Source organism: Streptomyces sp. NPDC093064, assembly GCF_044754605.1.
Classification (GTDB): Bacteria; Actinomycetota; Actinomycetes; order Streptomycetales; family Streptomycetaceae; genus Streptomyces.
In genome coordinates, this window is sequence record NZ_JBIVPK010000045.1 from 41,869 (window position 1) to 61,892 (window position 20,024).

Consider the following 20,024-nt stretch of genomic DNA (forward strand, 5'->3'; position numbering starts at 1 on the left):
AGCGACGCCCGGCTGGGTGGGAGGGTGCACCCGCCAATGGGTCCGTCCGAACCCATGGCCCGGGACGCTATTGTCGCCGCCGAGGGGTGTCAATAGGGTCTGAGTCGATTCCATTTCTTTGAACGGGGATTTACCCGAGGACGGAGTTGGCGCGATGGCCAAGGAGACCCGGGCGGGGCAGCCGGTGCTCGCCGAGCAGACCCAGCGGCCTCCGTCCTGGGAGGTGGTCACCGACATCCTGCGCAAGCGCATCGCGCTCGGCGGCTTCGAACCCGGCAGCAGGCTGCCCACCGAACGCGACCTCGCCACCGCCCTCGGCGTGGGGCGCAACACCGTGCGCCAGGCCGTGCGGCAGCTTGCCGAAGAGGGTCTGGTGGTCACCACCCACGGACGCTCCGGTGGCACCAGAGTGCGACCCGCCTCGTCGTCCGGCGCCGTCCAGGAGCGGGCGGCCGTCGCCGCGGACTTCCGCGCGACCATCCGTGACTACATGGAGTACCGGCAGGCGATCGAGCCGGCCGCGGCCTCGTTCGCCGCGCTGCGCGGCTCCACCGCCGACCGTCGCGCGCTGGTGCGGATGCTCGACGAGGAGGTCGCCGACCTCGGGGCCTACCACCGGGTCGACTCGCGCTTCCATCTGGCCATCGCCGCCGCCGGGGGCAACGAGGTGCTGTGCGAGGCGGTCGAGCGGGCCCGCACGGAGATGTTCGTCCGGGCCAATTCGCTGTGGCTGGACTCGGACTGGTCCGTGGTCTACCGGGGCGGCCAGGACCTGGCCCAGGTCTTCCGGGACGAGCACCGCGCCATCGCGCTGGCGATCCTGGCCGGCGACGCCGAGGCGGCCGAGGCCCGTATGCGCGAGCATCTGGCGGACTCCCGCGACCAGTTCCTGGCCCTCCTGACGCACTACGAAGAGGGCGACGGCTGACCGGACGGCCGACCGGGCGGACGGCTGAGCGCGTGTTGACCCGGAATGCGGTGCGGGCTTAGCTTCGGTAATGGGTCCGATGGGATCCATTACTGTTTTCGTTCCCTCGGAGGCACCGTGCACAGCCATGACAAAGCGCTCACCAAGGTGGTCATCGACCACGTCCAGCACCGCCTGGCCCTCGACCCGGTGCCGCTGGGCAGACTCGGCGATGCCGCGGAACTCGAGACCGCCCTCAAGGAGGCCATCGGCAGCGGCCCCGTGGCCGCCGACGACGTGCTGCGCCTGTACGCCGAGCACATCGAGCCCACCGTGGTCTCCTGTGACAGCCCGCGCTTCCTCTCCTTCATCCCCGGCGCCCCCACCAAGGCCGCCGCCCTGTTCGACATGGTGCTTTCGGCCTCCTCCCTGCACGGCGTGTCCTGGCTGGAGGCCTCGGGCGCCATTGCCGCCGAGAACCAGGTGCTCCGGCTGCTCGCCGACCTCGCCGGCCTGCCCGCCCAGGCGGGCGGCTGCTTCGTGAGCGGCGGCTCGGCGGGCAACCTCTCCGGCCTCGTCGTCGCCCGCGACACCGCCCGCACCGCCGCCGGCGACCCGGTGGCCCGCCCCCGGATCGCGGTCAGCTCCCAGGCACACTCCTCGATCGGCAACACCCTGCGCATCATCGGCGTGGAGGCACTGGTCGTCCCGGTCGACGGTCACCGCCTCACCGGAGAGGCCGTGCGCGCCGCTCTCGCCGCCGACCCTGCCCCCGAGGACGTCATCGCCGTCGTCGCCACGGCCGGCACCACCAACGCCGGCATCATCGACGACCTCGCCGGCATCGGCGAGGTCGCCCGTGAGTACGGCCTCTGGTTCCACATCGACGCGGCCTACGGCGGCGGCGCGCTGTTCTCCCAGGAGCTCCGCGAGAAGTTCGCCGGCATCGAGCGCGCCGACTCCCTGGTCATCGACCCGCACAAGTGGATGTACGCGCCCTTCGACTGCGGTGCCCTCCTCTACCGAGACCCCACCCTGGCCCGCGCCGTGCACACCCAGGACGCCTCCTACCTGGACTGCATCCACACCGACGCCCCGCAGGAGTGGAACCCCAGCGACTACGCCTACCACCTCACCCGGCGCCCCCGCGGCCTGCCACTGTGGTTCTCCCTGGCCGTCAACGGCACCGACGCCTACCGTGACGCCGTCGACGCGACCCGCCGCATCGCCCTGGAGTCGGCCGTCCTGATACGGGCCGCCGACGACCTCGAACTGATCCGCGACCCCGAGCTCTCCGTCGTCCTGTTCCGCCGCACCGGCTGGACCCAGGACGACTACTACGCCTGGTCGAAGGAGCTGCTGGAACGCCAGATCGCCTTCGTGACGCCCACCGTCTGGGAAGGCGAGACGGTGGCCCGCTTCGCCTTCCTCCACCCCGACATCACCCTCGACGCGGTCCGCGAGATCCTCGCCACCATGACCGACTCCGCCAACTGACGACGACGGCGGACCGGGCCCACTGCCGGCCCGGCCCGAGGCGGTCGGAGACACAGCCACCTGCCTGAGCAGGGGAACATGCTCGGCGGCAGTGGCCGGTCACGTTCCGCCCTGCACCCCCGGTCGCTCCTGGGCTGTCAGCAGGGAGTCGTTCGCCGAGCGGATGACTTCCAACGTGATCTGGACCTCGGGGAGCCGTTCACTGCGCGTGCCGGTGACCTCGATCCGGAGGGTGCCGCCGATCGCGTAGAGCGTCAGGCGGAAGTCGCGGACCGGTACGCGCCCTTGAGTCGCGGCGTTGGCCGCTGGCTCGGCCACGATGTGGCTCGCCGTCTCCGTCCGCAACCTCCAACGGCGCAGTTGCGCCTCGGCGAGCAGGCGGGCGAGGCGGGCGCCTCGCGGTGTGGAAGACGGCAACACGGTGAAGTCGGGGAGCTGGGAGGCCAGTTCGTCCGTGGTCTCGGTCTCGGCGATTTCCTGCTTCACGTCACTCAGAGTGGCCGGATATGCCTACCGTGGTGCGTGACGGAGCGGTTGCGTACGGTCACTGTCCGGAGATTGTCCGGTGCTGTCTTGGCTGTCCGCGCGGTTCCTACGGGTAGGGCGCCGAGGTGCGGCGCGGTACGACGAAGGGGCGCGATGTCGGTGGACGGCGAGGCGGTACGGCTCAGGGAAGAGGCGGACGAGCCGGGGTGGGAGGTGGACCCCGACGACGAGTGGGGTGTGGCCGTGATCACTACGGTGGGGCGGCAGCTGAAGCTGCGACGCGAAGCGGTCGGGATGCGGGCGGCTGAGTTCGGCAAGGCCGTGGGCTACGGCGAGGACATGGTCTACAAGATCGAGGGCGGGAAGCGGATCCCTCGGCAGGACTACCTGAACACGGCCGACGAGGTGTTGAGGGCCGGCGGGCTCATCTCGGCGACGTGGGAGGACGTGAAGAAGGTCCGGTACCCGAGGAAGGTTCGGGAGCTGGGCAAGCTGGAGGCCAAGGCGGTCGAGATCGCCCTGTATGAGTGCCACATCATCCCTGGGTTGTTGCAGACGCCAGAGCACGCACGAGCCGTGATCGGAGCGGCACAGCCGCCGTACTCGCCGGACGATGTGGAACGCATGGCAGCCGCTCGTCTGGCCCGGCAGTCGGTCTTCGAACGCTCACCCGCTCCGGCGCTCAGCTTCGTCCTGGAAGAGGGGGTCCTGCGGCGTCCCATCGGGGGCACAATGGCTTGGCGTCAGCAGTTGGAACGTCTGCTGGAGGTGGGGCGGTTGCATAACGTCGTGCTTCAGGTGATGCCGATGAACTGCGACACTCACTCCGGCCTGGACGGCCGAATCGAACTGCTGAAGTTCCCGGACGGCACGGCGGTGGGCCGCTCCGACGGCGCGTTCAACGGTCGGCCGATCTCCGACCCCAAACATCTGCGCATCCTTGAGCTGCGGTATGGCACCATCCGGGCTCAGGCGCTCTCACCAGGGGAGTCGCTGGCCTTCATCGAGCAACTGCTGGGAGAAACATGATCCGCAAGACCACTGCCGGGGACGCCTCCGAGCTGGCGTGGTTCAAGAGCAGCTACAGCGGCGGCAACGACGGCAACTCCTGCGTTGAGCTTGCCATCACCCCCGGCACCGTGCATGTCCGCGACTCCAAGAACGTCGAAGGTCCCCGCCTCGCGGTCACGCCCGGCGCTTGGTCGGACTTCGTGACGTACACCGTGGAAAGCTGACGCCGCAACGGCGGGCCCCGCGCCCGCGGGCTCAGGCTGTCTCGTAGTTCTTTTCGCCGTCCGTCTCGCCGAGCGTCATGGCCAGGCGGGACAGGAGCTTGGTGTGGACGGTGACCGCCGCAGCGATGATCGTCGGGATGACCGCCAGGGCCAGGAAGCCGAGGAGGGCCGGCCACTGGCGCAGTTCGCTGTGGCAGACGGAGCTGTCCCGCTGGAAGGGGGCGAGCAGTGGCCCCTTGCAGCGCGGCTCGGCGGCGGAGTCCCAGGAGGAGGCGTCGGGGCCGTACGAGGAGAGCATCAGGACTGCGAGGACGCCCCACATCACCATTGCGACCAGCACCCAGCCGATCGACCACTTGTCCATGCGCTCCGCGTCCCGGAGCATCCTGCCGTGCGCGTCGCCCTTCGGTGTCTCCGCGTCCCCGTCGGCTGCCGTCACCCTGGCCCCCTGTATTGGTGTGCGCGTGTTCCGTCGCCGCCCGACCCTGGCCGGGCGGCCCCTGGTTTGACCTGCGTCACCTGCGGGGTAATATCCCCGGCTCGATTGGCCAGGGTGCCGCCCACTGTGGCAGACTGTCCGAGTTGCTCGGTCGAGCGTTGATGTCGCGCGCCTCCCGCCGGGAGGACCGGAAGCGAGTCCCACGGTACTCGTCGCCCTAACTGCCTCACGGCAGCGCTGGGGCGGACGTACGGGAATCTTCCGGGAAGCGTGGGTGCGGCGCCGACCAGGCACCCGGTGGGCCTTCGCCCCCGACTGCGGTACCGGTAGGGACCGTGTCAATCCCGACGGGATGTTCGAACAAGGGGCATCCATGTCAGCGGGAGCGCGACACGCCCGACCGCGTGGGTCGGAGAAGGTCAAGGGAACACCGGGTTCCAGAGCGTAAGAAGAGACAGGACTACGAAGTAGCCATGGCGGGACAGAAGATCCGCATCCGGCTCAAGGCCTACGACCACGAGGTCATCGACTCTTCGGCGAAGAAGATCGTCGAGACGGTGACCCGTACTGGTGCGTCGGTCGCGGGCCCGGTGCCGCTGCCCACAGAGAAGAACGTGTACTGCGTCATCAAGTCGCCGCACAAGTACAAGGACTCGCGCGAGCACTTCGAGATGCGCACGCACAAGCGCCTGATCGACATCCTCGACCCGACCCCCAAGACCGTTGACTCTCTGATGCGACTCGACCTCCCGGCCGGTGTCGACATCGAGATCAAGCTCTGAGGCCGGTGATCTGAGAGATGAAGCAGATCAAGGGCATCCTGGGCGAGAAGCTCGGCATGACGCAGGTCTGGGACGAGAACAACCGTGTCGTCCCGGTGACCGTCGTCAAGGCCGGCCCCAACGTCGTCACCCAGGTTCGTACGAACGACGTCGACGGCTACGAGTCGGTCCAGATCGCCTTCGGCGAGATCGACCCGCGCAAGGTGAACAAGCCCCTCAAGGGCCACTTCGCGAAGGCCGACGTCACCCCCCGTCGCCACCTCGTCGAGATCCGCACCGCGGACGCCGCCGAGTACACCCTCGGCCAGCAGATCACCGCTGAGGTGTTCGAGGCCGGCGTGAAGGTCGACGTCACCGGCAAGAGCAAGGGCAAGGGCTTCGCCGGTGTCATGAAGCGCCACAACTTCCGTGGCCTCGGCGCCGGGCACGGCACCCAGCGCAAGCACCGCTCCCCTGGCTCCATCGGTGGCTGCGCCACCCCGGGCCGTGTGTTCAAGGGCCTCCGCATGGCGGGTCGCATGGGCAACGAGCGGGTCACCACCCAGAACCTGACCGTCCACGCCGTTGACGCGGAGAAGGGTCTGCTGCTCATCAAGGGCGCGGTTCCCGGTCCGAACGGCGGCCTCGTCCTGGTCCGCACCGCGGCCAAGGGGGCCTGAGGTAACCGATGAGCACTGTTGACATCCTTTCGCCGGCGGGCGAGAAGGCCGGTACCGTCGAGCTCCCCGCGGAGATCTTCGGCGTTGAGAAGGTCAGCGTCCCGCTGATCCACCAGGTCGTCGTCGCGCAGCTGGCCGCGGCCCGTCAGGGCACGCACAAGACCAAGACCCGTGGCGAGGTCCGCGGCGGTGGCAAGAAGCCGTACCGCCAGAAGGGCACCGGTCGCGCCCGTCAGGGTTCGACCCGCGCGCCGCAGTTCGCCGGTGGTGGCGTCGTCCACGGCCCGCAGCCGCGTGACTACTCCCAGCGGACCCCGAAGAAGATGAAGGCCGCGGCCCTGCGCCACGCCCTCACCGACCGGGCCCGCCACAACCGCATCCACGTCGTCTCCGGCGTGGTCGAGGGTGAGACCGCCTCCACCAAGGCCGCCCGGACGCTGTTCGGCAAGATCTCGGAGCGCAAGAACCTGCTCCTGGTCGTCGACCGCGCCGACGAGGCCGCGTGGCTGTCCGCCCGCAACCTGCCCCAGGTCCACATCCTGGAGCCGGGCCAGCTGAACACGTACGACGTTCTCGTCTCGGACGACGTGGTCTTCACCAAGGCCGCTTTCGAGTCCTTCGTCGCCGGCCCGCAGGCCAACGACACCGAAGGGAGCGAGGTCTGATGGCCATCCGTCACCCCGCTATCGCCTCGAAGGCCGCCAAGGCCGCCAAGGCCGCGCGCGTCGCCAAGGCGCGTCGCCACGCCACCGAGGGCAAGAACACCGTCGAGACCCCGCTGAGCAAGTCGTACACGGACCCCCGTGACGTCCTGATCAAGCCGGTCGTCTCGGAGAAGAGCTACGCGCTCCTCGACGAGAACAAGTACACGTTCATCGTCGACACGAGCGCCAACAAGACCCAGATCAAGCAGGCCGTGCAGGCGGTCTTCGAGGTCAAGGTCACCGGGGTCAACACGATCAACCGCCAGGGCAAGCGCAAGCGGACCAAGACCGGTTTCGGCCAGCGTGCCGCCACCAAGCGGGCGATCGTGACCCTTGCCGAGGGCGACCGTATCGACATCTTCGGCGGTCCGACCGCCTGACGGCGGTCCGGAACGTCCAGATAATCGGAATCTTCCGAGGACTGAGAGACAATGGGTATCCGCAAGTACAAGCCGACGACTCCTGGCCGTCGTGGCGCCAGCGTCGCCGACTTCGTCGAGGTCACGCGGTCCACGCCGGAGAAGTCGCTGGTCCGTCCCCTGCACAGCAAGGGCGGCCGTAACAATTCCGGTCGTGTGACCGTTCGCCACCAGGGTGGCGGACACAAGCGCGCCTTCCGCGTGATCGACTTCCGTCGTCACGACAAGGACGGCGTGCCGGCGAAGGTCGCGCACATCGAGTACGACCCCAACCGCACCGCGCGTATCGCGCTGCTGCACTACGCCGACGGCGAGAAGCGCTACATCCTCGCTCCGCGCAACCTGCAGCAGGGCGACCGCGTCGAGAACGGCCCCGGGGCCGACATCAAGCCGGGCAACAACCTGGCGCTGCGCAACATCCCGGTCGGTACCACGATCCACGCGATCGAGCTCCGTCCCGGTGGCGGCGCCAAGTTCGCCCGCTCCGCCGGCGCCTCCGTGCAGCTGCTCGCGAAGGAGGGCTCGATGGCCCACCTCCGCATGCCCTCCGGTGAGATCCGCCTGGTCGACCAGCGCTGCCGCGCCACGGTCGGCGAGGTCGGCAACGCCGAGCAGAGCAACATCAACTGGGGCAAGGCAGGCCGCAAGCGGTGGCTGGGCGTCCGCCCGACCGTCCGTGGTGTGGTCATGAACCCGGTGGACCACCCGCACGGTGGTGGTGAGGGCCGGACCTCCGGTGGCCGTCACCCGGTGTCCCCGTGGGGCAAGAAGGAAGGCCGTACTCGTTCGCCCAAGAAGGCGTCGAACAAGTACATCGTCCGCCGCCGCAAGACGAACAAGAAGCGCTAAGGACGGGTTGAGATGCCGCGTAGCTTGAAGAAGGGGCCCTTCGTCGACGACCACCTGAGCAAGAAGGTGGACTCGCAGAACGAAGCCGGCACCAAGAACGTCATCAAGACCTGGTCCCGCCGCTCGATGATCGTCCCGGCCATGCTCGGCCACACGATCGCGGTGCACAACGGCAAGACCCACATTCCGGTGTTCGTCACCGAGTCGATGGTCGGCCACAAGCTCGGCGAGTTCTCGCCGACGCGCACCTTCCGGGGTCACGTCAAGGACGATCGGAAGTCGAAGCGCCGCTAGTCAGCGGGGTGAAAGACCATGACGAACGTGTCAAACACTGAAGGGACAACCATGGAAGCCAGGGCCCAGGCGCGGTACATCCGCGTCACGCCCATGAAGGCCCGCCGTGTGGTGGACCTCATCCGTGGCATGGATGCCACGGAGGCTCAGGCGGTCCTGCGTTTCGCCCCGCAGGCCGCGAGCGTGCCGGTCGGCAAGGTGCTGGACAGCGCCATCGCCAACGCCGCGCACAACTACGACCACACCGACGTCGACAGCCTCTACATCGCCGAGGCATACGTCGACGAGGGTCCGACCCTGAAGCGGTTCCGTCCGCGTGCCCAGGGCCGTGCCTACCGGATCCGCAAGCGGACCAGCCACATCACCGTGGTCGTCAGCAGCAAGGAAGGAACCCGGTAATGGGCCAGAAGGTAAACCCGCACGGGTTCCGGCTCGGTGTCACGACCGACTTCAAGTCGCGTTGGTACGCCGACAAGCTGTACAAGGACTACGTCAAGGAAGACGTCGCCATCCGTCGGATGATGACGTCCGGCATGGAGCGCGCCGGCATCTCCAAGGTCGAGATCGAGCGCACCCGTGACCGTGTCCGCGTGGACATCCACACCGCGCGTCCGGGCATCGTCATCGGCCGCCGTGGCGCCGAGGCCGACCGCATCCGCGGCGACCTCGAGAAGCTCACGGGCAAGCAGGTCCAGCTGAACATCCTCGAGGTCAAGAACCCCGAGACGGACGCTCAGCTGGTGGCCCAGGCCGTTGCCGAGCAGCTCTCCTCCCGCGTCTCCTTCCGCCGTGCCATGCGCAAGAGCATGCAGTCGGCGATGAAGGCCGGCGCCAAGGGCATCAAGATCCAGTGCGGTGGCCGCCTCGGCGGCGCCGAGATGTCCCGCTCGGAGTTCTACCGCGAGGGCCGTGTGCCCCTGCACACGCTCCGCGCGAACGTGGACTACGGCTTCTTCGAGGCCAAGACGACCTTCGGCCGCATCGGTGTGAAGGTCTGGATCTACAAGGGCGACGTCAAGAACATCGCCGAGGTCCGCGCCGAGAACGCCGCCGCCCGTGCGGGCAACCGCCCGGCCCGTGGTGGCGCCGACCGCCCGGCCCGTGGTGGCCGCGGTGGCGAGCGGCGCGGTCGCAAGCCGCAGCAGCAGTCGGCTCCGGCCGCCGAGGCCCCCAAGGCCGACGCTCCGGCCGCTGCCGCTCCGGCTGAGAGCACCGGAACGGAGGCCTGACCGACATGCTGATCCCCCGTAGGGTCAAGCACCGCAAGCAGCACCACCCGAAGCGCAACGGTATGTCCAAGGGTGGAACGCAGGTTGCGTTCGGCGAGTACGGCATCCAGGCGCTGACCCCGGCCTACGTGACGAACCGCCAGATCGAGGCGGCTCGTATCGCGATGACCCGCCACATCAAGCGTGGCGGCAAGGTCTGGATCAACATCTACCCGGACCGTCCCCTCACCAAGAAGCCCGCCGAGACCCGCATGGGTTCCGGTAAGGGTTCGCCGGAGTGGTGGATCGCGAACGTCAAGCCCGGACGCGTGATGTTCGAGCTGTCGTACCCCAATGAGAAGATCGCCCGTGAGGCGCTGACCCGCGCGGCCCACAAGCTGCCGATGAAGTGCCGGATCGTCAAGCGCGAGGCAGGTGAAGCGTGATGTCGGCCGGTACCAAGGCGTCCGAGCTGCGCGAGCTGGGCAACGAGGAGCTTCTGGGCAAGCTCCGCGAGGCCAAGGAAGAGCTGTTCAACCTCCGTTTCCAGGCGGCGACCGGGCAGCTCGAGAACCACGGCCGTCTCAAGGCGGTCCGCAAGGACATCGCGCGGATCTACACCCTGATGCGCGAGCGTGAGCTGGGCATCGAAACGGTGGAGAACGCCTGATGAGCGAGAAGAACGTGACTGAGAACGCAGAGGCGCGCGGCTTCCGCAAGACCCGTGAGGGTCTCGTCGTCAGCGACAAGATGGACAAGACCGTCGTCGTCGCCGTCGAGGACCGTGTCAAGCACGCGCTGTACGGCAAGGTCATCCGCCGTACCGAGAAGCTCAAGGCGCACGACGAGCAGAACGCCGCGGGTGTCGGCGACCGCGTCCTCCTGATGGAGACCCGGCCGCTGTCCGCGACGAAGCGCTGGCGCGTCGTCGAGATCCTCGAGAAGGCGAAGTAAGAAGCGGGGGCACCGCCCCCGCTGACCCCCGCTGGGGTCTCCGCCCCGGGCCACGGCCCGGACCCGGCGAAGTCCCCGGCGTGGGTTCCCGCCTCCCGAGACACCAGTAATTTCCTGCGGGAGCTACCCGCAGGACGGTTCCGCCAGGCTCGGCCGAGCTCCGTAAGTCACTTACGGAGCTCGCCGGGAACCGGCAGACAATCAGGAGATAGACGTGATCCAGCAGGAGTCGCGACTGCGTGTCGCCGACAACACTGGTGCGAAGGAGATCCTTTGCATCCGTGTGCTCGGTGGCTCCGGTCGCCGCTACGCGGGCATCGGTGACGTCATCGTCGCCACCGTCAAGGACGCGATCCCCGGTGGCAACGTGAAGAAGGGTGACGTCGTCAAGGCGGTCATCGTTCGCACCGTCAAGGAGCGCCGCCGTCCGGACGGCTCGTACATCCGCTTCGACGAGAACGCCGCCGTCATTCTGAAGAACGACGGCGACCCTCGCGGCACCCGCATCTTCGGCCCGGTCGGCCGTGAGCTGCGCGAGAAGAAGTTCATGAAGATCATCTCGCTCGCGCCGGAGGTGCTGTAAGCATGAAGATCAAGAAGGGCGACCTGGTCCAGGTCATCACCGGTAAGGACAAGGGCAAGCAGGGCAAGGTCATCGCGGCCTACCCCCGCGAGGACCGGGTCCTGGTCGAGGGTGTCAACCGGGTCAAGAAGCACACCAAGGCCGGCCCGACCGCTCGCGGTTCGCAGGCCGGCGGCATCGTCACGACCGAGGCGCCCGTCCACGTCTCCAACGTCCAGCTGGTCGTTGAGAAGGACGGCAACAAGGTCGTCACGCGTGTCGGTTACCGCTTCGACGACGAAGGCAACAAGATCCGCGTTGCCAAGCGGACGGGTGAGGACATCTGATGGCTACCACCACCACTCCGCGTCTGAAGCAGAAGTACCGCGAGGAGATCGCGGGCAAGCTGCGTGACGAGTTCAAGTACGAGAACGTCATGCAGGTCCCCGGTCTCGTCAAGATCGTGGTCAACATGGGTGTCGGCGACGCCGCCCGTGACTCGAAGCTGATCGATGGCGCGATCCGCGACCTGACCACCATCACCGGTCAGAAGCCGGCCGTCACCAAGGCCCGCAAGTCCATCGCGCAGTTCAAGCTGCGTGAGGGCCAGCCGATCGGTGCTCACGTCACGCTCCGTGGCGACCGCATGTGGGAGTTCCTGGACCGCACCCTGTCGCTCGCGCTGCCGCGCATCCGCGACTTCCGCGGTCTGTCCCCCAAGCAGTTCGACGGCCGTGGCAACTACACCTTCGGTCTCACGGAGCAGGTCATGTTCCACGAGATCGACCAGGACAAGATCGACCGTACCCGGGGCATGGACATCACCGTGGTCACCACGGCGACCAACGACGCTGAGGGCCGCGCGCTCCTTCGTCACCTCGGCTTCCCGTTCAAGGAGGCGTGAGCGAGATGGCGAAGAAGGCTCTGATTGCCAAGGCTGCTCGCAAGCCCAAGTTCGGTGTGCGTGGCTACACCCGCTGCCAGCGCTGCGGCCGTCCGCACTCCGTGTACCGCAAGTTCGGCCTGTGCCGCGTGTGCCTTCGTGAGATGGCTCACCGTGGCGAGCTGCCGGGCGTGACCAAGAGCTCCTGGTAACAACCCACTTGGGTTGAACCAGGACTCTCGGTAAGCAACTGGGGTCGGCAGGAGGCCCACCTCACATGCCTTAGGCTTGTGGGGTTGGGCGCCTGCCGTGCCCTTACGACTTACTACGCCGTAGGTCCACCGCGCCGCACCCGTCCCGTCTCGGATCGGGGAGAGGGATGGCGCACCAGGAAACCCCGGCGAGAGAGGCCGAAGGCCAATTCATGACCATGACTGATCCGATCGCAGACATGCTCACGCGTCTGCGGAACGCGAACTCGGCATACCACGACAGCGTGTCGATGCCGCACTCGAAGATCAAGTCGCACATCGCGGAGATCCTCCAGCAGGAGGGCTTCATCACGGGCTGGAAGGTCGAGGACGCCGAGGTCGGCAAGAACCTCGTCCTGGAGCTGAAGTTCGGCCCCAGCCGTGAGCGCTCCATCGCGGGCATCAAGCGGATCTCCAAGCCCGGTCTCCGGGTGTACGCGAAGTCCACCAACCTGCCGAAGGTGCTCGGCGGCCTCGGCGTGGCGATCATCTCCACGTCCTACGGGCTCCTCACCGACAAGCAGGCCGGCAAGAAGGGCGTGGGTGGGGAAGTCCTCGCCTACGTCTGGTAGCGGAAGGGAACGGAGGAAACAGCTATGTCGCGCATCGGCAAGCTCCCCATCGCGGTTCCCGCCGGCGTGGACGTCACCATCGACGGCCGTACGGTCTCGGTCAAGGGCCCCAAGGGCTCGCTGACCCACACCGTCGTGGCGCCGATCGAGATCGCCAAGGGCGAGGACGGCACCCTGCAGGTGGCCCGCCCCAACGACGAGCGTCAGAACAAGGCCCTGCACGGCCTGTCCCGCACGCTGGTGGCGAACATGATCACCGGCGTGACCCAGGGTTACGTGAAGAAGCTCGAGATCAGCGGTGTCGGTTACCGCGTGACGGCCAAGGGTCCGAACCTCGAGTTCGCGCTCGGCTACAGCCACCCGATCACCATCGAGGCGCCCGAGGGCATCACCTTCAAGGTGGAGGCCCCGACCCGCTTCTCGGTCGAGGGCATCGACAAGCAGAAGGTCGGCGAGGTTGCGGCCAACATCCGCAAGCTGCGCAAGCCCGACCCGTACAAGGCCAAGGGCGTCAAGTACGAGGGCGAAGTCATCCGCCGCAAGGTCGGAAAGGCGGGTAAGTAAGCCATGGCATACGGGCAGAAGATCCTCAAGGGCGACGCCTACAAGCGCGCCGCGATCAAGCGCCGCCACATCCGGATCCGCAAGCGGATCTCCGGTACGGCGGAGCGTCCCCGTCTGGTCGTGACCCGCTCGAACCGCCACATCGTGGCGCAGGTGATCGACGACCTGAAGGGCCACACCCTGGCATCGGCGTCCACGCTGGACAACTCGATCCGCGGTGGCGAAAACGACAAGTCGGCGCAGGCCAAGCAGGTCGGCGCCCTGGTCGCCGAGCGTGCCAAGGCCGCCGGTGTCGAGGCCGTCGTGTTCGACCGTGGTGGCAACCAGTACGCCGGGCGCATCGCCGCCCTGGCGGACGCCGCCCGCGAAGCCGGCCTGAAGTTCTGAGCCGGTTCCGAGCTAGCGGAAACAGAGAGAGGTAATTCCAATGGCTGGACCCCAGCGCCGCGGTGGCGGTGCCGGTGGCGGCGAGCGGCGGGACCGGAAGGGCCGTGACGGCGGCGCAGCTGCCGCCGAGAAGACCGCGTACGTTGAGCGCGTCGTCGCGATCAACCGCGTCGCCAAGGTTGTGAAGGGTGGTCGTCGCTTCAGCTTCACCGCGCTGGTCGTGGTGGGCGACGGTGACGGCACCGTGGGTGTCGGATACGGCAAGGCCAAGGAGGTGCCGGCCGCCATCGCCAAGGGCGTTGAGGAGGCCAAGAAGCACTTCTTCAAGGTTCCCCGGATCCAGGGCACCATCCCGCACCCGATCCAGGGTGAGAAGGCTGCCGGCGTCGTGCTGCTCAAGCCCGCTTCCCCGGGTACCGGCGTTATCGCCGGTGGTCCGGTGCGCGCCGTGCTCGAGTGCGCCGGTATCCACGACATCCTGTCGAAGTCGCTCGGCTCCGACAACCAGATCAACATCGTGCACGCGACGGTGGAGGCCCTCAAGGGCCTGCAGCGTCCCGAGGAGGTCGCGGCCCGCCGTGGTCTGCCGCTCGAGGACGTCGCTCCCGCGGCTCTGCTGCGTGCGCGTGCAGGGGCGGGTGCGTGATGGCGCAGCTCAAGATCACGCAGACGAAGTCCTACATCGGCAGCAAGCAGAACCACCGTGACACCCTGCGTACCCTGGGCCTGAAGCGCCTGGGCGACGTGGTCGTCAAGGAGGACCGCCCCGAGTTCCGCGGCATGGTGCACACCGTCCGCCACCTCGTGACGGTCGAGGAGGTCGACTGATCATGGCGGAGCAGAACCCGCTGAAGATCCACAACCTCCGTCCCGCCCCGGGCGCCAAGACCGCGAAGACCCGTGTCGGTCGTGGTGAAGCGTCCAAGGGTAAGACGGCCGGTCGTGGTACCAAGGGCACCAAGGCCCGCTACCAGGTTCCGGAGCGCTTCGAGGGCGGCCAGATGCCGCTGCACATGCGCCTCCCGAAGCTGAAGGGCTTCAAGAACCCGTTCAAGACCGAGTTCCAGGTCGTGAACCTCGACAAGCTGGCCGCGCTCTACCCCGAGGGTGGCGAGGTCACGGTCGAGGACCTGGTGGCCAAGGGTGCCGTTCGCAAGAACAGCCTGGTCAAGGTCCTCGGCCAGGGCGAGGTCTCCGTGGCGCTGCAGGTGACGGTGGACGCCGTCTCCGGCTCCGCCAAGGAGAAGATCACCGCCGCCGGCGGTTCTGTCACCGAGCTCGTCTGAGCCCGATGACGTAAAGCGGTCCCGACCGGGGGTACCTCACAATGAGGTATCCCCGGTTGGTCGTTCCACGGGAGGCAGTATCGCCGGTAAGGTGGCCTGCACCGTTATTTATCGTCGAACCTCACCACCGTCACCCTGACGCACTTGCGCGGGGTCGCAGGAGGCACCGTGCTCACCGGCTTCGCCCGGGCGTTCAGGACGCCCGACCTGCGCAAGAAGCTGCTCTTCACGCTCGGCATCATCGTGGTGTACCGCGTCGGTACCCACATCCCGATCCCGGGTGTCAACTACAAGGCCGTTCAGCAGTGCGTCAGCGAGGCCTCGGGCAACCAGGGTCTCTTCGGCCTGGTGAACATGTTCAGCGGCGGTGCGCTGCTGCAGATCACGATCTTTGCCCTGGGCATCATGCCGTACATCACGGCGAGCATCATCCTTCAGCTGCTGACCGTGGTGATCCCGCGGTTGGAGGCCCTCAAGAAGGAGGGCCAGTCCGGCACCGCGAAGATCACCCAGTACACCCGTTACCTGACGGTGGCGCTGGCCATCCTCCAGGGCACCGGTCTGGTGGCCACCGCCCGCAGCGGCGCCCTGTTCTCCGGGTGCTCGGCGGCCGGGAACATCGTCCCGAACCAGGCGATCTTCAACACGATCGTCATGGTGATCGTCATGACCGCCGGTACGGCCACGGTCATGTGGCTCGGTGAGCTCATCACCGACCGCGGTATCGGCAACGGCATGTCGATCCTGATGTTCATCTCGATCGCCGCCACTTTCCCGTCCGCTCTGTGGGCGATCAAGAAGCAGGGCAAGCTCGCCGAGGGCTGGATCGAATTCGGCACCGTCATCCTCGTCGGCCTGGTCATGGTCGGCCTGGTCGTCTTCGTCGAACAGGCCCAGCGCCGAATTCCGGTGCAGTACGCCAAGCGCATGATCGGCCGCCGTTCCTACGGCGGTACGTCGACGTACATCCCGCTGAAGGTCAACCAGGCGGGTGTGATCCCCGTCATCTTCGCTTCTTCGCTGCTCTACATTCCAGCACTCATCGCGCAGTTCTCCGGGGGCAACTCCGGATGGAAGACCTGGGTTCAGCAGAACCTGACCAAGGGCGATCACCCGATCTACATCACCATGTACTTCCTGCTGATCGTGTTCTTCGCGTTCTTCTATGTGGCGATCTCCTTCAACCCCGAAGAAGTCGCCGACAACATGAAGAAGTATGGTGGCTTCATCCCGGGCATCCGGGCTGGCCGACCGACCGCTGAGTACCTTTCGTACGTGCTCAACCGGATCACCTGGCCGGGTTCGCTGTATCTGGGCCTGATCGCTCTCGTACCGACAATGGCGTTGGTCGGCTTCGGGGCGAACCAGAACTTCCCCTTCGGCGGGACCAGCATCCTCATCATCGTGGGTGTCGGACTCGAGACGGTGAAGCAGATCGAGAGCCAGCTCCAGCAGCGCAATTACGAAGGGTTCCTCCGCTGATGCGAATCGTCCTCGTCGGACCGCCGGGTGCCGGCAAAGGAACACAGGCCACGCGCCTGGCCGGGAAGCTGAGCATTCCGCACATCTCCACCGGTGACCTGTTCCGCGCCAACATCAGCCGACAGACGGAGCTCGGCAAGCTCGCGAAGTCCTACATGGATGCCGGAAACCTGGTACCCGACGAGGTCACCATCGCGATGGCCAAGGACCGCATGGAGCAGCCCGACGCCGAGGGCGGTTTCCTGCTGGACGGTTTTCCGCGCAATGTGTCGCAGGCCGAGGCGCTGGACAAGCTGCTCCAGGGCGAGGGCATGAAGCTGGACGCGGTCCTCGATCTCGAGGTCCCCGAGGACGAGGTCGTCAAGCGCATCGCGGGTCGCCGCACCTGCCGCAACGACTCGGCGCACGTCTTCCACGAGACGTACAGCCCGCCGAAGAAGGAAGGCGTCTGCGACGTCTGCGGCGGTGAGCTGTACCAGCGGGACGACGACTCCGAGGAGACCGTGCGCAAGCGCCTGGAGGTCTACCACACGCAGACCGAGCCGATCATCGACTACTACCGGGCGCAGGGCCTGGTCGTGACGATCTCCTCGCTCGGTCCGGTGGACGAGATCACGCAGCGCGCGCTGGAGGCGCTGAAGCGCGACTAGCCGCGCTGCTCGGCCGCGGTTCCCTCTGGGGGCCGCGGCCGACGTGTGCACGGCGCCGGTGCGGCCGTCCCCGGGGGCCACGCCCCCGGACCCCCGCATCGGCCTGAACGGCTTCGTCCCCGCACGCCGGACGGGCCCGGTTCTGCTTCCCCGTATTGTTGAAGGCGTCCGCCTTCCTTCCGGTCCTAGAAAGGCCGTAGCCCCCATGGTGCAGATCAAGTCCCCCGAGCAGATCGCCAAGATGCGTGCGGCGGGGCTGGTCGTCGCCGCCATCCACGCGGCCACCCGGGAGGCGGCCGTGCCCGGGGCGACCACCAAGGACCTGGACCAGGTGGCCCGCAAGGTGCTCGCCGAACACAACGCCAAGCCGAACTTCCTCGGCTACGGCGGCTTCCCCGCTACGATCTGCACCTCCGTGAACGAGGTCGTCGTCCACGGCATCCCCTCCGACGACGTCGTCCTCAAGGACGGGGACGTCATCTCCATCGACTGCGGCGCGATCATCGACGGCTGGCACGGCGACGCGGCGTTCACCGCGTTCGTCGGCTCCGGTCACTCCCCGGAGCTGATCGAGCTCTCCCGGGTGACCGAGGAGTCGATGTGGGCCGGCATCGCCGCCATGAAGCAGGGCAACCGGCTGGTCGACATCTCCCGGGCCGTCGAGACGTACATCCGCCGCCAGCCGAAGCCGGGCGGCGGCCGCTACGGGATCATCGAGGACTACGGCGGCCACGGCATCGGCACCGAGATGCACATGGACCCGCACCTGCTGAACTACGTCGACCGGCGGCGCGGCAAGGGCCCGAAGCTGGTCCCCGGCTTCTGCCTGGCCATCGAGCCCATGGTCTCCCTGGGCACCCCGAAGACCCACGTCCTCGAGGACGACTGGACGGTCATCACCACGGACGGCACCTGGTCCTCCCACTGGGAGCACTCGGTGGCCCTGACCGAGCAGGGCCCCCTGGTCCTGACGGCCCCGGACGGCGGCAGGGCGAAGCTGGCCGAGTACGGCATCACGGCCGCGCCGGACCCGCTGGCCTGAAAAGGCACCGCCCGCCGTACGGCCGCCGGTCCGGGTCGGACCCGGCCGCATGATGATCTCGGAGCTGGGGCAGACTTTCTCGATTCGTCTTTCGCAGGGGGCTGGCGTAGACTGACTCGTCGGCTCTCATGTATTCGCATGTCCGCATGCGGGACATGGAGTCGATCAAGGTAGTCGATTCGAAGGGCGAAGCGTGGCCAAGAAGCAAGGTGCCATCGAGATCGAGGGCACTGTCGTCGAGTCTCTGCCGAACGCCATGTTCAGGGTCGAGCTCCAGAACGGCCACCAGGTCCTGGCACACATCAGCGGCAAGATGCGCATGCACTACATCCGCATCCTCCCTGACGACCGGGTCGTGGTGGAGCTTTCTCCGTACGACCTGACGCGTGGCCGGATCGTCTACCGGTACAAGTAGATCTTGCCCAGGCCCCGCGTTCCACCGGGGGGCCGCCGGCAACTGACCCGGAGAACCTCACATCCCATGAAGGTCAAGCCGAGCGTCAAGAAGATCTGCGACAAGTGCAGGGTGATCCGCCGTCACGGCAGGGTCATGGTCATCTGCGACAACCCGCGCCACAAGCAGCGCCAGGGCTGACGCACTTCCGACCGCACCCTCTGCACGCTCATCGCAGAGATTCGCGCGACGCGAGCTGAATATGTTCATACGCAGGACCCGAGCCGCAGTGCGGCTCGACACCCCCGGTTCGGAGGCCGGGGACCCGGTTCGTACCTGGTACGGCGGCCGGGGGTCGGTCCTGCGGAAGACCTCCGAAGATCAACTGGAGCCATTGAATGGCACGCGTTTCCGGTGTTGACATCCCGCGCGAAAAGCGCGTGGAGGTCGCCCTCACCTATGTGTTCGGCATCGGCCGGACCCTCGCCCAGCAGACGCTGGTCGCCACCGAGATCGACCCGAACACCCGCGTTCGCGACCTCTCCGAGGAGCAGCTCGTCGCGATCCGCGAGTACGTCGACAGCAACATCAAGACCGAGGGTGACCTCCGTCGCGAGATCCAGGCCGACATCCGCCGCAAGGTCGAGATCGGCTGCTACCAGGGTCTGCGTCACCGCCGCGGTCTGCCCGTCCGCGGTCAGCGCACCAGCACCAACGCCCGCACCCGCAAGGGCCCGCGTCGCGCCATCGCCGGCAAGAAGAAGCCGGGCAAGAAGTAGTCCGCAGCGACACTCGCCGTCCAGCGGTCTTCGCTGTAGGACCGACCACCTCCCGTAGGAGTTTTCGACATGCCCCCCAAGGGACGTCAGGGCGCTGCCAAGAAGGTGCGCCGCAAGGAAAAGAAGAACGTCGCTCACGGCCACGCGCACATCAAGAGCACGTTCAACAACACCATCGTTTCGATCACCGACCCGTCCGGCAACGTGATCTCCTGGGCCTCCGCCGGCCACGTCGGCTTCAAGGGCTCCCGGAAGTCCACGCCGTTCGCCGCGCAGATGGCCGCCGAGTCGGCTGCCCGCCGCGCCCAGGAGCACGGCATGCGCAAGGTCGACGTGTTCGTCAAGGGTCCGGGCTCCGGCCGTGAGACCGCGATCCGTTCCCTGCAGGCCACCGGTCTCGAGGTCGGCTCCATCCAGGACGTCACCCCGACCCCGCACAACGGCTGCCGCCCGCCGAAGCGCCGCCGCGTCTGACGCACGGCTGCTTCGCGCCGGTTTCCGGGCGGTACGACCCTTATGGGTCGTGCCGCCCGTACCCTTGCAGTACCCGCACCTTTTCGGTGCGGCCCGGTCGGGCGTCAAATAGCGGGCGCCCACGACTGAAGGATCTGATCCACACATGCTGATCGCTCAGCGACCCTCGTTGACCGAAGAGGTCGTCGACGAGTTCCGTTCCCGGTTCGTGATCGAGCCGTTGGAGCCGGGCTTCGGCTACACCCTCGGCAACTCGCTCCGCCGC

General features: G+C 67.3%; 34 protein-coding genes and 1 pseudogene. 33 read left to right on the forward strand and 2 right to left on the reverse strand.

Going from position 1 to position 20,024, the window contains the following annotated elements; genetic code table 11:
* Nucleotides 1–154 precede the first annotated feature (154 nt).
* Both ACIQFZ_RS34305 and ACIQFZ_RS34310 read left to right on the forward strand, forming a co-directional pair.
* Complete coding sequence (locus ACIQFZ_RS34305; RefSeq protein WP_402693048.1) at nt 155–928, forward strand: FadR/GntR family transcriptional regulator; 774 nt, start codon at nt 155–157, stop codon at nt 926–928.
* 117 nt (nt 929–1,045) lie between these two features.
* Nucleotides 1,046–2,404, forward strand: coding sequence for a pyridoxal phosphate-dependent decarboxylase family protein (locus ACIQFZ_RS34310; RefSeq protein ID WP_402693049.1), 1,359 nt, complete (start codon nt 1,046–1,048; stop codon nt 2,402–2,404).
* Between the two features lie 99 nt (nt 2,405–2,503).
* Here the strand turns inward: ACIQFZ_RS34310 and ACIQFZ_RS34315 are convergent, their stop codons facing one another.
* Nucleotides 2,504–2,890: an ATP-binding protein gene (locus tag ACIQFZ_RS34315; protein WP_402693050.1), complete on the reverse strand. Its 387-nt coding sequence runs from the start codon at nt 2,888–2,890 to the stop codon at nt 2,504–2,506.
* Between the two features lie 153 nt (nt 2,891–3,043).
* Here ACIQFZ_RS34315 and ACIQFZ_RS34320 point away from each other — a divergent pair, with 153 nt between their 5' ends.
* Nucleotides 3,044–3,919, forward strand: a complete 876-nt coding sequence (locus ACIQFZ_RS34320) for a helix-turn-helix domain-containing protein (RefSeq protein WP_402693051.1) — start codon at nt 3,044–3,046, stop codon at nt 3,917–3,919.
* Nucleotides 3,916–4,125 carry a DUF397 domain-containing protein gene (locus ACIQFZ_RS34325; RefSeq protein WP_384085765.1) on the forward strand — a complete coding sequence of 70 codons (210 nt, stop codon included), beginning with the start codon at nt 3,916–3,918 and terminating at the stop codon, nt 4,123–4,125. The genes ACIQFZ_RS34320 and ACIQFZ_RS34325 overlap by 4 nt, the downstream gene beginning before the upstream one ends.
* 31 nt (nt 4,126–4,156) lie before the next feature.
* Here ACIQFZ_RS34325 and ACIQFZ_RS34330 read toward each other — a convergent pair whose 3' ends face one another.
* Entirely contained in the window at nt 4,157–4,564 is a 408-nt protein-coding gene (locus ACIQFZ_RS34330; protein WP_402693052.1) for a hypothetical protein, read from the reverse strand.
* Between the two features lie 473 nt (nt 4,565–5,037).
* Here ACIQFZ_RS34330 and rpsJ point away from each other — a divergent pair, with 473 nt between their 5' ends.
* The 29 genes and pseudogenes from rpsJ to ACIQFZ_RS34475 form a co-directional block, all read left to right on the forward strand.
* Complete coding sequence (rpsJ, locus tag ACIQFZ_RS34335) at nt 5,038–5,346, forward strand: 30S ribosomal protein S10 (RefSeq protein WP_003948644.1); 309 nt, start codon at nt 5,038–5,040, stop codon at nt 5,344–5,346.
* 17 nt (nt 5,347–5,363) lie between these two features.
* A complete protein-coding gene (gene rplC / locus ACIQFZ_RS34340; protein WP_365420053.1) occupies nt 5,364–6,005 on the forward strand; it encodes a 50S ribosomal protein L3 in 642 nt (213 codons plus the stop codon).
* A gap of 8 nt (nt 6,006–6,013) precedes the next feature.
* Entirely contained in the window at nt 6,014–6,670 is a 657-nt protein-coding gene (rplD, locus tag ACIQFZ_RS34345) for a 50S ribosomal protein L4 (protein WP_225077992.1), read from the forward strand.
* Nucleotides 6,670–7,089 (forward strand): 50S ribosomal protein L23, encoded by a 420-nt coding sequence (gene rplW, locus ACIQFZ_RS34350; protein WP_361422402.1) that lies wholly within the window; start codon nt 6,670–6,672, stop codon nt 7,087–7,089. Before rplD ends, rplW begins: the two co-directional genes overlap by 1 nt.
* A gap of 51 nt (nt 7,090–7,140) precedes the next feature.
* Entirely contained in the window at nt 7,141–7,977 is an 837-nt protein-coding gene (gene rplB, locus ACIQFZ_RS34355) for a 50S ribosomal protein L2 (protein WP_361422405.1), read from the forward strand.
* A gap of 12 nt (nt 7,978–7,989) precedes the next feature.
* The gene (gene rpsS / locus ACIQFZ_RS34360; protein WP_358733872.1) at nt 7,990–8,271 is read left to right on the forward strand and encodes a 30S ribosomal protein S19; all 282 of its coding nucleotides are present in this window, start codon (nt 7,990–7,992) and stop codon (nt 8,269–8,271) included.
* 51 nt (nt 8,272–8,322) lie between these two features.
* A complete protein-coding gene (rplV, locus tag ACIQFZ_RS34365) occupies nt 8,323–8,670 on the forward strand; it encodes a 50S ribosomal protein L22 (RefSeq protein ID WP_030936396.1) in 348 nt (115 codons plus the stop codon).
* Entirely contained in the window at nt 8,670–9,500 is an 831-nt protein-coding gene (gene rpsC / locus ACIQFZ_RS34370; RefSeq protein ID WP_100569745.1) for a 30S ribosomal protein S3, read from the forward strand. The genes rplV and rpsC overlap by 1 nt, the downstream gene beginning before the upstream one ends.
* A gap of 5 nt (nt 9,501–9,505) precedes the next feature.
* Entirely contained in the window at nt 9,506–9,925 is a 420-nt protein-coding gene (rplP, locus tag ACIQFZ_RS34375) for a 50S ribosomal protein L16 (protein ID WP_009190136.1), read from the forward strand.
* A complete protein-coding gene (gene rpmC / locus ACIQFZ_RS34380; protein WP_018564811.1) occupies nt 9,925–10,149 on the forward strand; it encodes a 50S ribosomal protein L29 in 225 nt (74 codons plus the stop codon). The genes rplP and rpmC overlap by 1 nt, the downstream gene beginning before the upstream one ends.
* Nucleotides 10,149–10,433 (forward strand): 30S ribosomal protein S17, encoded by a 285-nt coding sequence (gene rpsQ, locus ACIQFZ_RS34385; RefSeq protein WP_100569747.1) that lies wholly within the window; start codon nt 10,149–10,151, stop codon nt 10,431–10,433. The genes rpmC and rpsQ overlap by 1 nt, the downstream gene beginning before the upstream one ends.
* Before the next feature lie 214 nt (nt 10,434–10,647).
* Nucleotides 10,648–11,016: a 50S ribosomal protein L14 gene (rplN, locus tag ACIQFZ_RS34390; RefSeq protein ID WP_003998823.1), complete on the forward strand. Its 369-nt coding sequence runs from the start codon at nt 10,648–10,650 to the stop codon at nt 11,014–11,016.
* 2 nt (nt 11,017–11,018) lie between these two features.
* Nucleotides 11,019–11,342, forward strand: a complete 324-nt coding sequence (rplX, locus tag ACIQFZ_RS34395) for a 50S ribosomal protein L24 (protein ID WP_030967306.1) — start codon at nt 11,019–11,021, stop codon at nt 11,340–11,342.
* Nucleotides 11,342–11,899, forward strand: a complete 558-nt coding sequence (rplE, locus tag ACIQFZ_RS34400; protein WP_365420044.1) for a 50S ribosomal protein L5 — start codon at nt 11,342–11,344, stop codon at nt 11,897–11,899. Before rplX ends, rplE begins: the two co-directional genes overlap by 1 nt.
* Nucleotides 11,900–11,904: 5 nt before the next feature.
* Nucleotides 11,905–12,090 (forward strand): type Z 30S ribosomal protein S14, encoded by a 186-nt coding sequence (locus tag ACIQFZ_RS34405; RefSeq protein WP_003948630.1) that lies wholly within the window; start codon nt 11,905–11,907, stop codon nt 12,088–12,090.
* Between the two features lie 212 nt (nt 12,091–12,302).
* On the forward strand, nt 12,303–12,701 hold the full coding sequence (gene rpsH / locus ACIQFZ_RS34410) for a 30S ribosomal protein S8 (protein ID WP_365420042.1): 399 nt from the start codon (nt 12,303–12,305) through the stop codon (nt 12,699–12,701).
* A gap of 24 nt (nt 12,702–12,725) precedes the next feature.
* Nucleotides 12,726–13,265 carry a 50S ribosomal protein L6 gene (rplF, locus tag ACIQFZ_RS34415; RefSeq protein WP_365420040.1) on the forward strand — a complete coding sequence of 180 codons (540 nt, stop codon included), beginning with the start codon at nt 12,726–12,728 and terminating at the stop codon, nt 13,263–13,265.
* A gap of 3 nt (nt 13,266–13,268) precedes the next feature.
* Nucleotides 13,269–13,652 (forward strand): 50S ribosomal protein L18, encoded by a 384-nt coding sequence (gene rplR, locus ACIQFZ_RS34420; protein WP_365420037.1) that lies wholly within the window; start codon nt 13,269–13,271, stop codon nt 13,650–13,652.
* Nucleotides 13,653–13,692: 40 nt separating this feature from the next.
* Nucleotides 13,693–14,298: a 30S ribosomal protein S5 gene (gene rpsE / locus ACIQFZ_RS34425; RefSeq protein WP_073725073.1), complete on the forward strand. Its 606-nt coding sequence runs from the start codon at nt 13,693–13,695 to the stop codon at nt 14,296–14,298.
* Entirely contained in the window at nt 14,298–14,480 is a 183-nt protein-coding gene (gene rpmD, locus ACIQFZ_RS34430; RefSeq protein WP_141359369.1) for a 50S ribosomal protein L30, read from the forward strand. Before rpsE ends, rpmD begins: the two co-directional genes overlap by 1 nt.
* Before the next feature lie 2 nt (nt 14,481–14,482).
* Nucleotides 14,483–14,938: a 50S ribosomal protein L15 gene (rplO, locus tag ACIQFZ_RS34435; protein ID WP_361422427.1), complete on the forward strand. Its 456-nt coding sequence runs from the start codon at nt 14,483–14,485 to the stop codon at nt 14,936–14,938.
* Between the two features lie 168 nt (nt 14,939–15,106).
* A complete protein-coding gene (gene secY / locus ACIQFZ_RS34440; protein ID WP_141366356.1) occupies nt 15,107–16,420 on the forward strand; it encodes a preprotein translocase subunit SecY in 1,314 nt (437 codons plus the stop codon).
* The gene (locus ACIQFZ_RS34445) at nt 16,420–17,070 is read left to right on the forward strand and encodes an adenylate kinase (RefSeq protein ID WP_225077988.1); all 651 of its coding nucleotides are present in this window, start codon (nt 16,420–16,422) and stop codon (nt 17,068–17,070) included. The genes secY and ACIQFZ_RS34445 overlap by 1 nt, the downstream gene beginning before the upstream one ends.
* A 205-nt stretch (nt 17,071–17,275) precedes the next feature.
* Nucleotides 17,276–18,112 (forward strand): type I methionyl aminopeptidase, encoded by an 837-nt coding sequence (map, locus tag ACIQFZ_RS34450; protein ID WP_365420033.1) that lies wholly within the window; start codon nt 17,276–17,278, stop codon nt 18,110–18,112.
* 193 nt (nt 18,113–18,305) lie between these two features.
* Nucleotides 18,306–18,527 carry a translation initiation factor IF-1 gene (gene infA, locus ACIQFZ_RS34455; protein WP_004927214.1) on the forward strand — a complete coding sequence of 74 codons (222 nt, stop codon included), beginning with the start codon at nt 18,306–18,308 and terminating at the stop codon, nt 18,525–18,527.
* Between the two features lie 66 nt (nt 18,528–18,593).
* The gene (gene rpmJ, locus ACIQFZ_RS34460; RefSeq protein WP_003974245.1) at nt 18,594–18,707 is read left to right on the forward strand and encodes a 50S ribosomal protein L36; all 114 of its coding nucleotides are present in this window, start codon (nt 18,594–18,596) and stop codon (nt 18,705–18,707) included.
* Nucleotides 18,708–18,904: 197 nt separating this feature from the next.
* Nucleotides 18,905–19,285 (forward strand): 30S ribosomal protein S13, encoded by a 381-nt coding sequence (gene rpsM / locus ACIQFZ_RS34465; RefSeq protein WP_365420030.1) that lies wholly within the window; start codon nt 18,905–18,907, stop codon nt 19,283–19,285.
* A 69-nt stretch (nt 19,286–19,354) separates the two neighbouring features.
* The gene (gene rpsK, locus ACIQFZ_RS34470) at nt 19,355–19,759 is read left to right on the forward strand and encodes a 30S ribosomal protein S11 (protein ID WP_003956432.1); all 405 of its coding nucleotides are present in this window, start codon (nt 19,355–19,357) and stop codon (nt 19,757–19,759) included.
* Between the two features lie 145 nt (nt 19,760–19,904).
* Nucleotides 19,905–20,024 (forward strand): annotated as a pseudogene (locus ACIQFZ_RS34475) (DNA-directed RNA polymerase subunit alpha); the annotation flags it as partial.

What these genes read in the sequence shown, in the direction of transcription:
- ACIQFZ_RS34305 (WP_402693048.1), top strand. Translation starts at nt 155, where the DNA reads ATGGCCAAGGAGACCCGGGCGGGGCAGCCGGTGCTCGCCGAGCAGACC.
- ACIQFZ_RS34320 (WP_402693051.1), top strand. Translation starts at nt 3,044, where the DNA reads ATGTCGGTGGACGGCGAGGCGGTACGGCTCAGGGAAGAGGCGGACGAG.
- ACIQFZ_RS34325 (WP_384085765.1), top strand. Translation starts at nt 3,916, where the DNA reads ATGATCCGCAAGACCACTGCCGGGGACGCCTCCGAGCTGGCGTGGTTC.
- rpsJ (WP_003948644.1), top strand. Translation starts at nt 5,038, where the DNA reads ATGGCGGGACAGAAGATCCGCATCCGGCTCAAGGCCTACGACCACGAG.
- rplC (WP_365420053.1), top strand. Translation starts at nt 5,364, where the DNA reads ATGAAGCAGATCAAGGGCATCCTGGGCGAGAAGCTCGGCATGACGCAG.
- rplD (WP_225077992.1), top strand. Translation starts at nt 6,014, where the DNA reads ATGAGCACTGTTGACATCCTTTCGCCGGCGGGCGAGAAGGCCGGTACC.
- rplW (WP_361422402.1), top strand. Translation starts at nt 6,670, where the DNA reads ATGGCCATCCGTCACCCCGCTATCGCCTCGAAGGCCGCCAAGGCCGCC.
- rplB (WP_361422405.1), top strand. Translation starts at nt 7,141, where the DNA reads ATGGGTATCCGCAAGTACAAGCCGACGACTCCTGGCCGTCGTGGCGCC.
- rpsS (WP_358733872.1), top strand. Translation starts at nt 7,990, where the DNA reads ATGCCGCGTAGCTTGAAGAAGGGGCCCTTCGTCGACGACCACCTGAGC.
- rplV (WP_030936396.1), top strand. Translation starts at nt 8,323, where the DNA reads ATGGAAGCCAGGGCCCAGGCGCGGTACATCCGCGTCACGCCCATGAAG.
- rpsC (WP_100569745.1), top strand. Translation starts at nt 8,670, where the DNA reads ATGGGCCAGAAGGTAAACCCGCACGGGTTCCGGCTCGGTGTCACGACC.
- rplP (WP_009190136.1), top strand. Translation starts at nt 9,506, where the DNA reads ATGCTGATCCCCCGTAGGGTCAAGCACCGCAAGCAGCACCACCCGAAG.
- rpmC (WP_018564811.1), top strand. Translation starts at nt 9,925, where the DNA reads ATGTCGGCCGGTACCAAGGCGTCCGAGCTGCGCGAGCTGGGCAACGAG.
- rpsQ (WP_100569747.1), top strand. Translation starts at nt 10,149, where the DNA reads ATGAGCGAGAAGAACGTGACTGAGAACGCAGAGGCGCGCGGCTTCCGC.
- rplX (WP_030967306.1), top strand. Translation starts at nt 11,019, where the DNA reads ATGAAGATCAAGAAGGGCGACCTGGTCCAGGTCATCACCGGTAAGGAC.
- rplE (WP_365420044.1), top strand. Translation starts at nt 11,342, where the DNA reads ATGGCTACCACCACCACTCCGCGTCTGAAGCAGAAGTACCGCGAGGAG.
- ACIQFZ_RS34405 (WP_003948630.1), top strand. Translation starts at nt 11,905, where the DNA reads ATGGCGAAGAAGGCTCTGATTGCCAAGGCTGCTCGCAAGCCCAAGTTC.
- rpsH (WP_365420042.1), top strand. Translation starts at nt 12,303, where the DNA reads ATGACCATGACTGATCCGATCGCAGACATGCTCACGCGTCTGCGGAAC.
- rplF (WP_365420040.1), top strand. Translation starts at nt 12,726, where the DNA reads ATGTCGCGCATCGGCAAGCTCCCCATCGCGGTTCCCGCCGGCGTGGAC.
- rplR (WP_365420037.1), top strand. Translation starts at nt 13,269, where the DNA reads ATGGCATACGGGCAGAAGATCCTCAAGGGCGACGCCTACAAGCGCGCC.
- rpsE (WP_073725073.1), top strand. Translation starts at nt 13,693, where the DNA reads ATGGCTGGACCCCAGCGCCGCGGTGGCGGTGCCGGTGGCGGCGAGCGG.
- rpmD (WP_141359369.1), top strand. Translation starts at nt 14,298, where the DNA reads ATGGCGCAGCTCAAGATCACGCAGACGAAGTCCTACATCGGCAGCAAG.
- rplO (WP_361422427.1), top strand. Translation starts at nt 14,483, where the DNA reads ATGGCGGAGCAGAACCCGCTGAAGATCCACAACCTCCGTCCCGCCCCG.
- ACIQFZ_RS34445 (WP_225077988.1), top strand. Translation starts at nt 16,420, where the DNA reads ATGCGAATCGTCCTCGTCGGACCGCCGGGTGCCGGCAAAGGAACACAG.
- map (WP_365420033.1), top strand. Translation starts at nt 17,276, where the DNA reads ATGGTGCAGATCAAGTCCCCCGAGCAGATCGCCAAGATGCGTGCGGCG.
- rpmJ (WP_003974245.1), top strand. Translation starts at nt 18,594, where the DNA reads ATGAAGGTCAAGCCGAGCGTCAAGAAGATCTGCGACAAGTGCAGGGTG.
- rpsM (WP_365420030.1), top strand. Translation starts at nt 18,905, where the DNA reads ATGGCACGCGTTTCCGGTGTTGACATCCCGCGCGAAAAGCGCGTGGAG.
- rpsK (WP_003956432.1), top strand. Translation starts at nt 19,355, where the DNA reads ATGCCCCCCAAGGGACGTCAGGGCGCTGCCAAGAAGGTGCGCCGCAAG.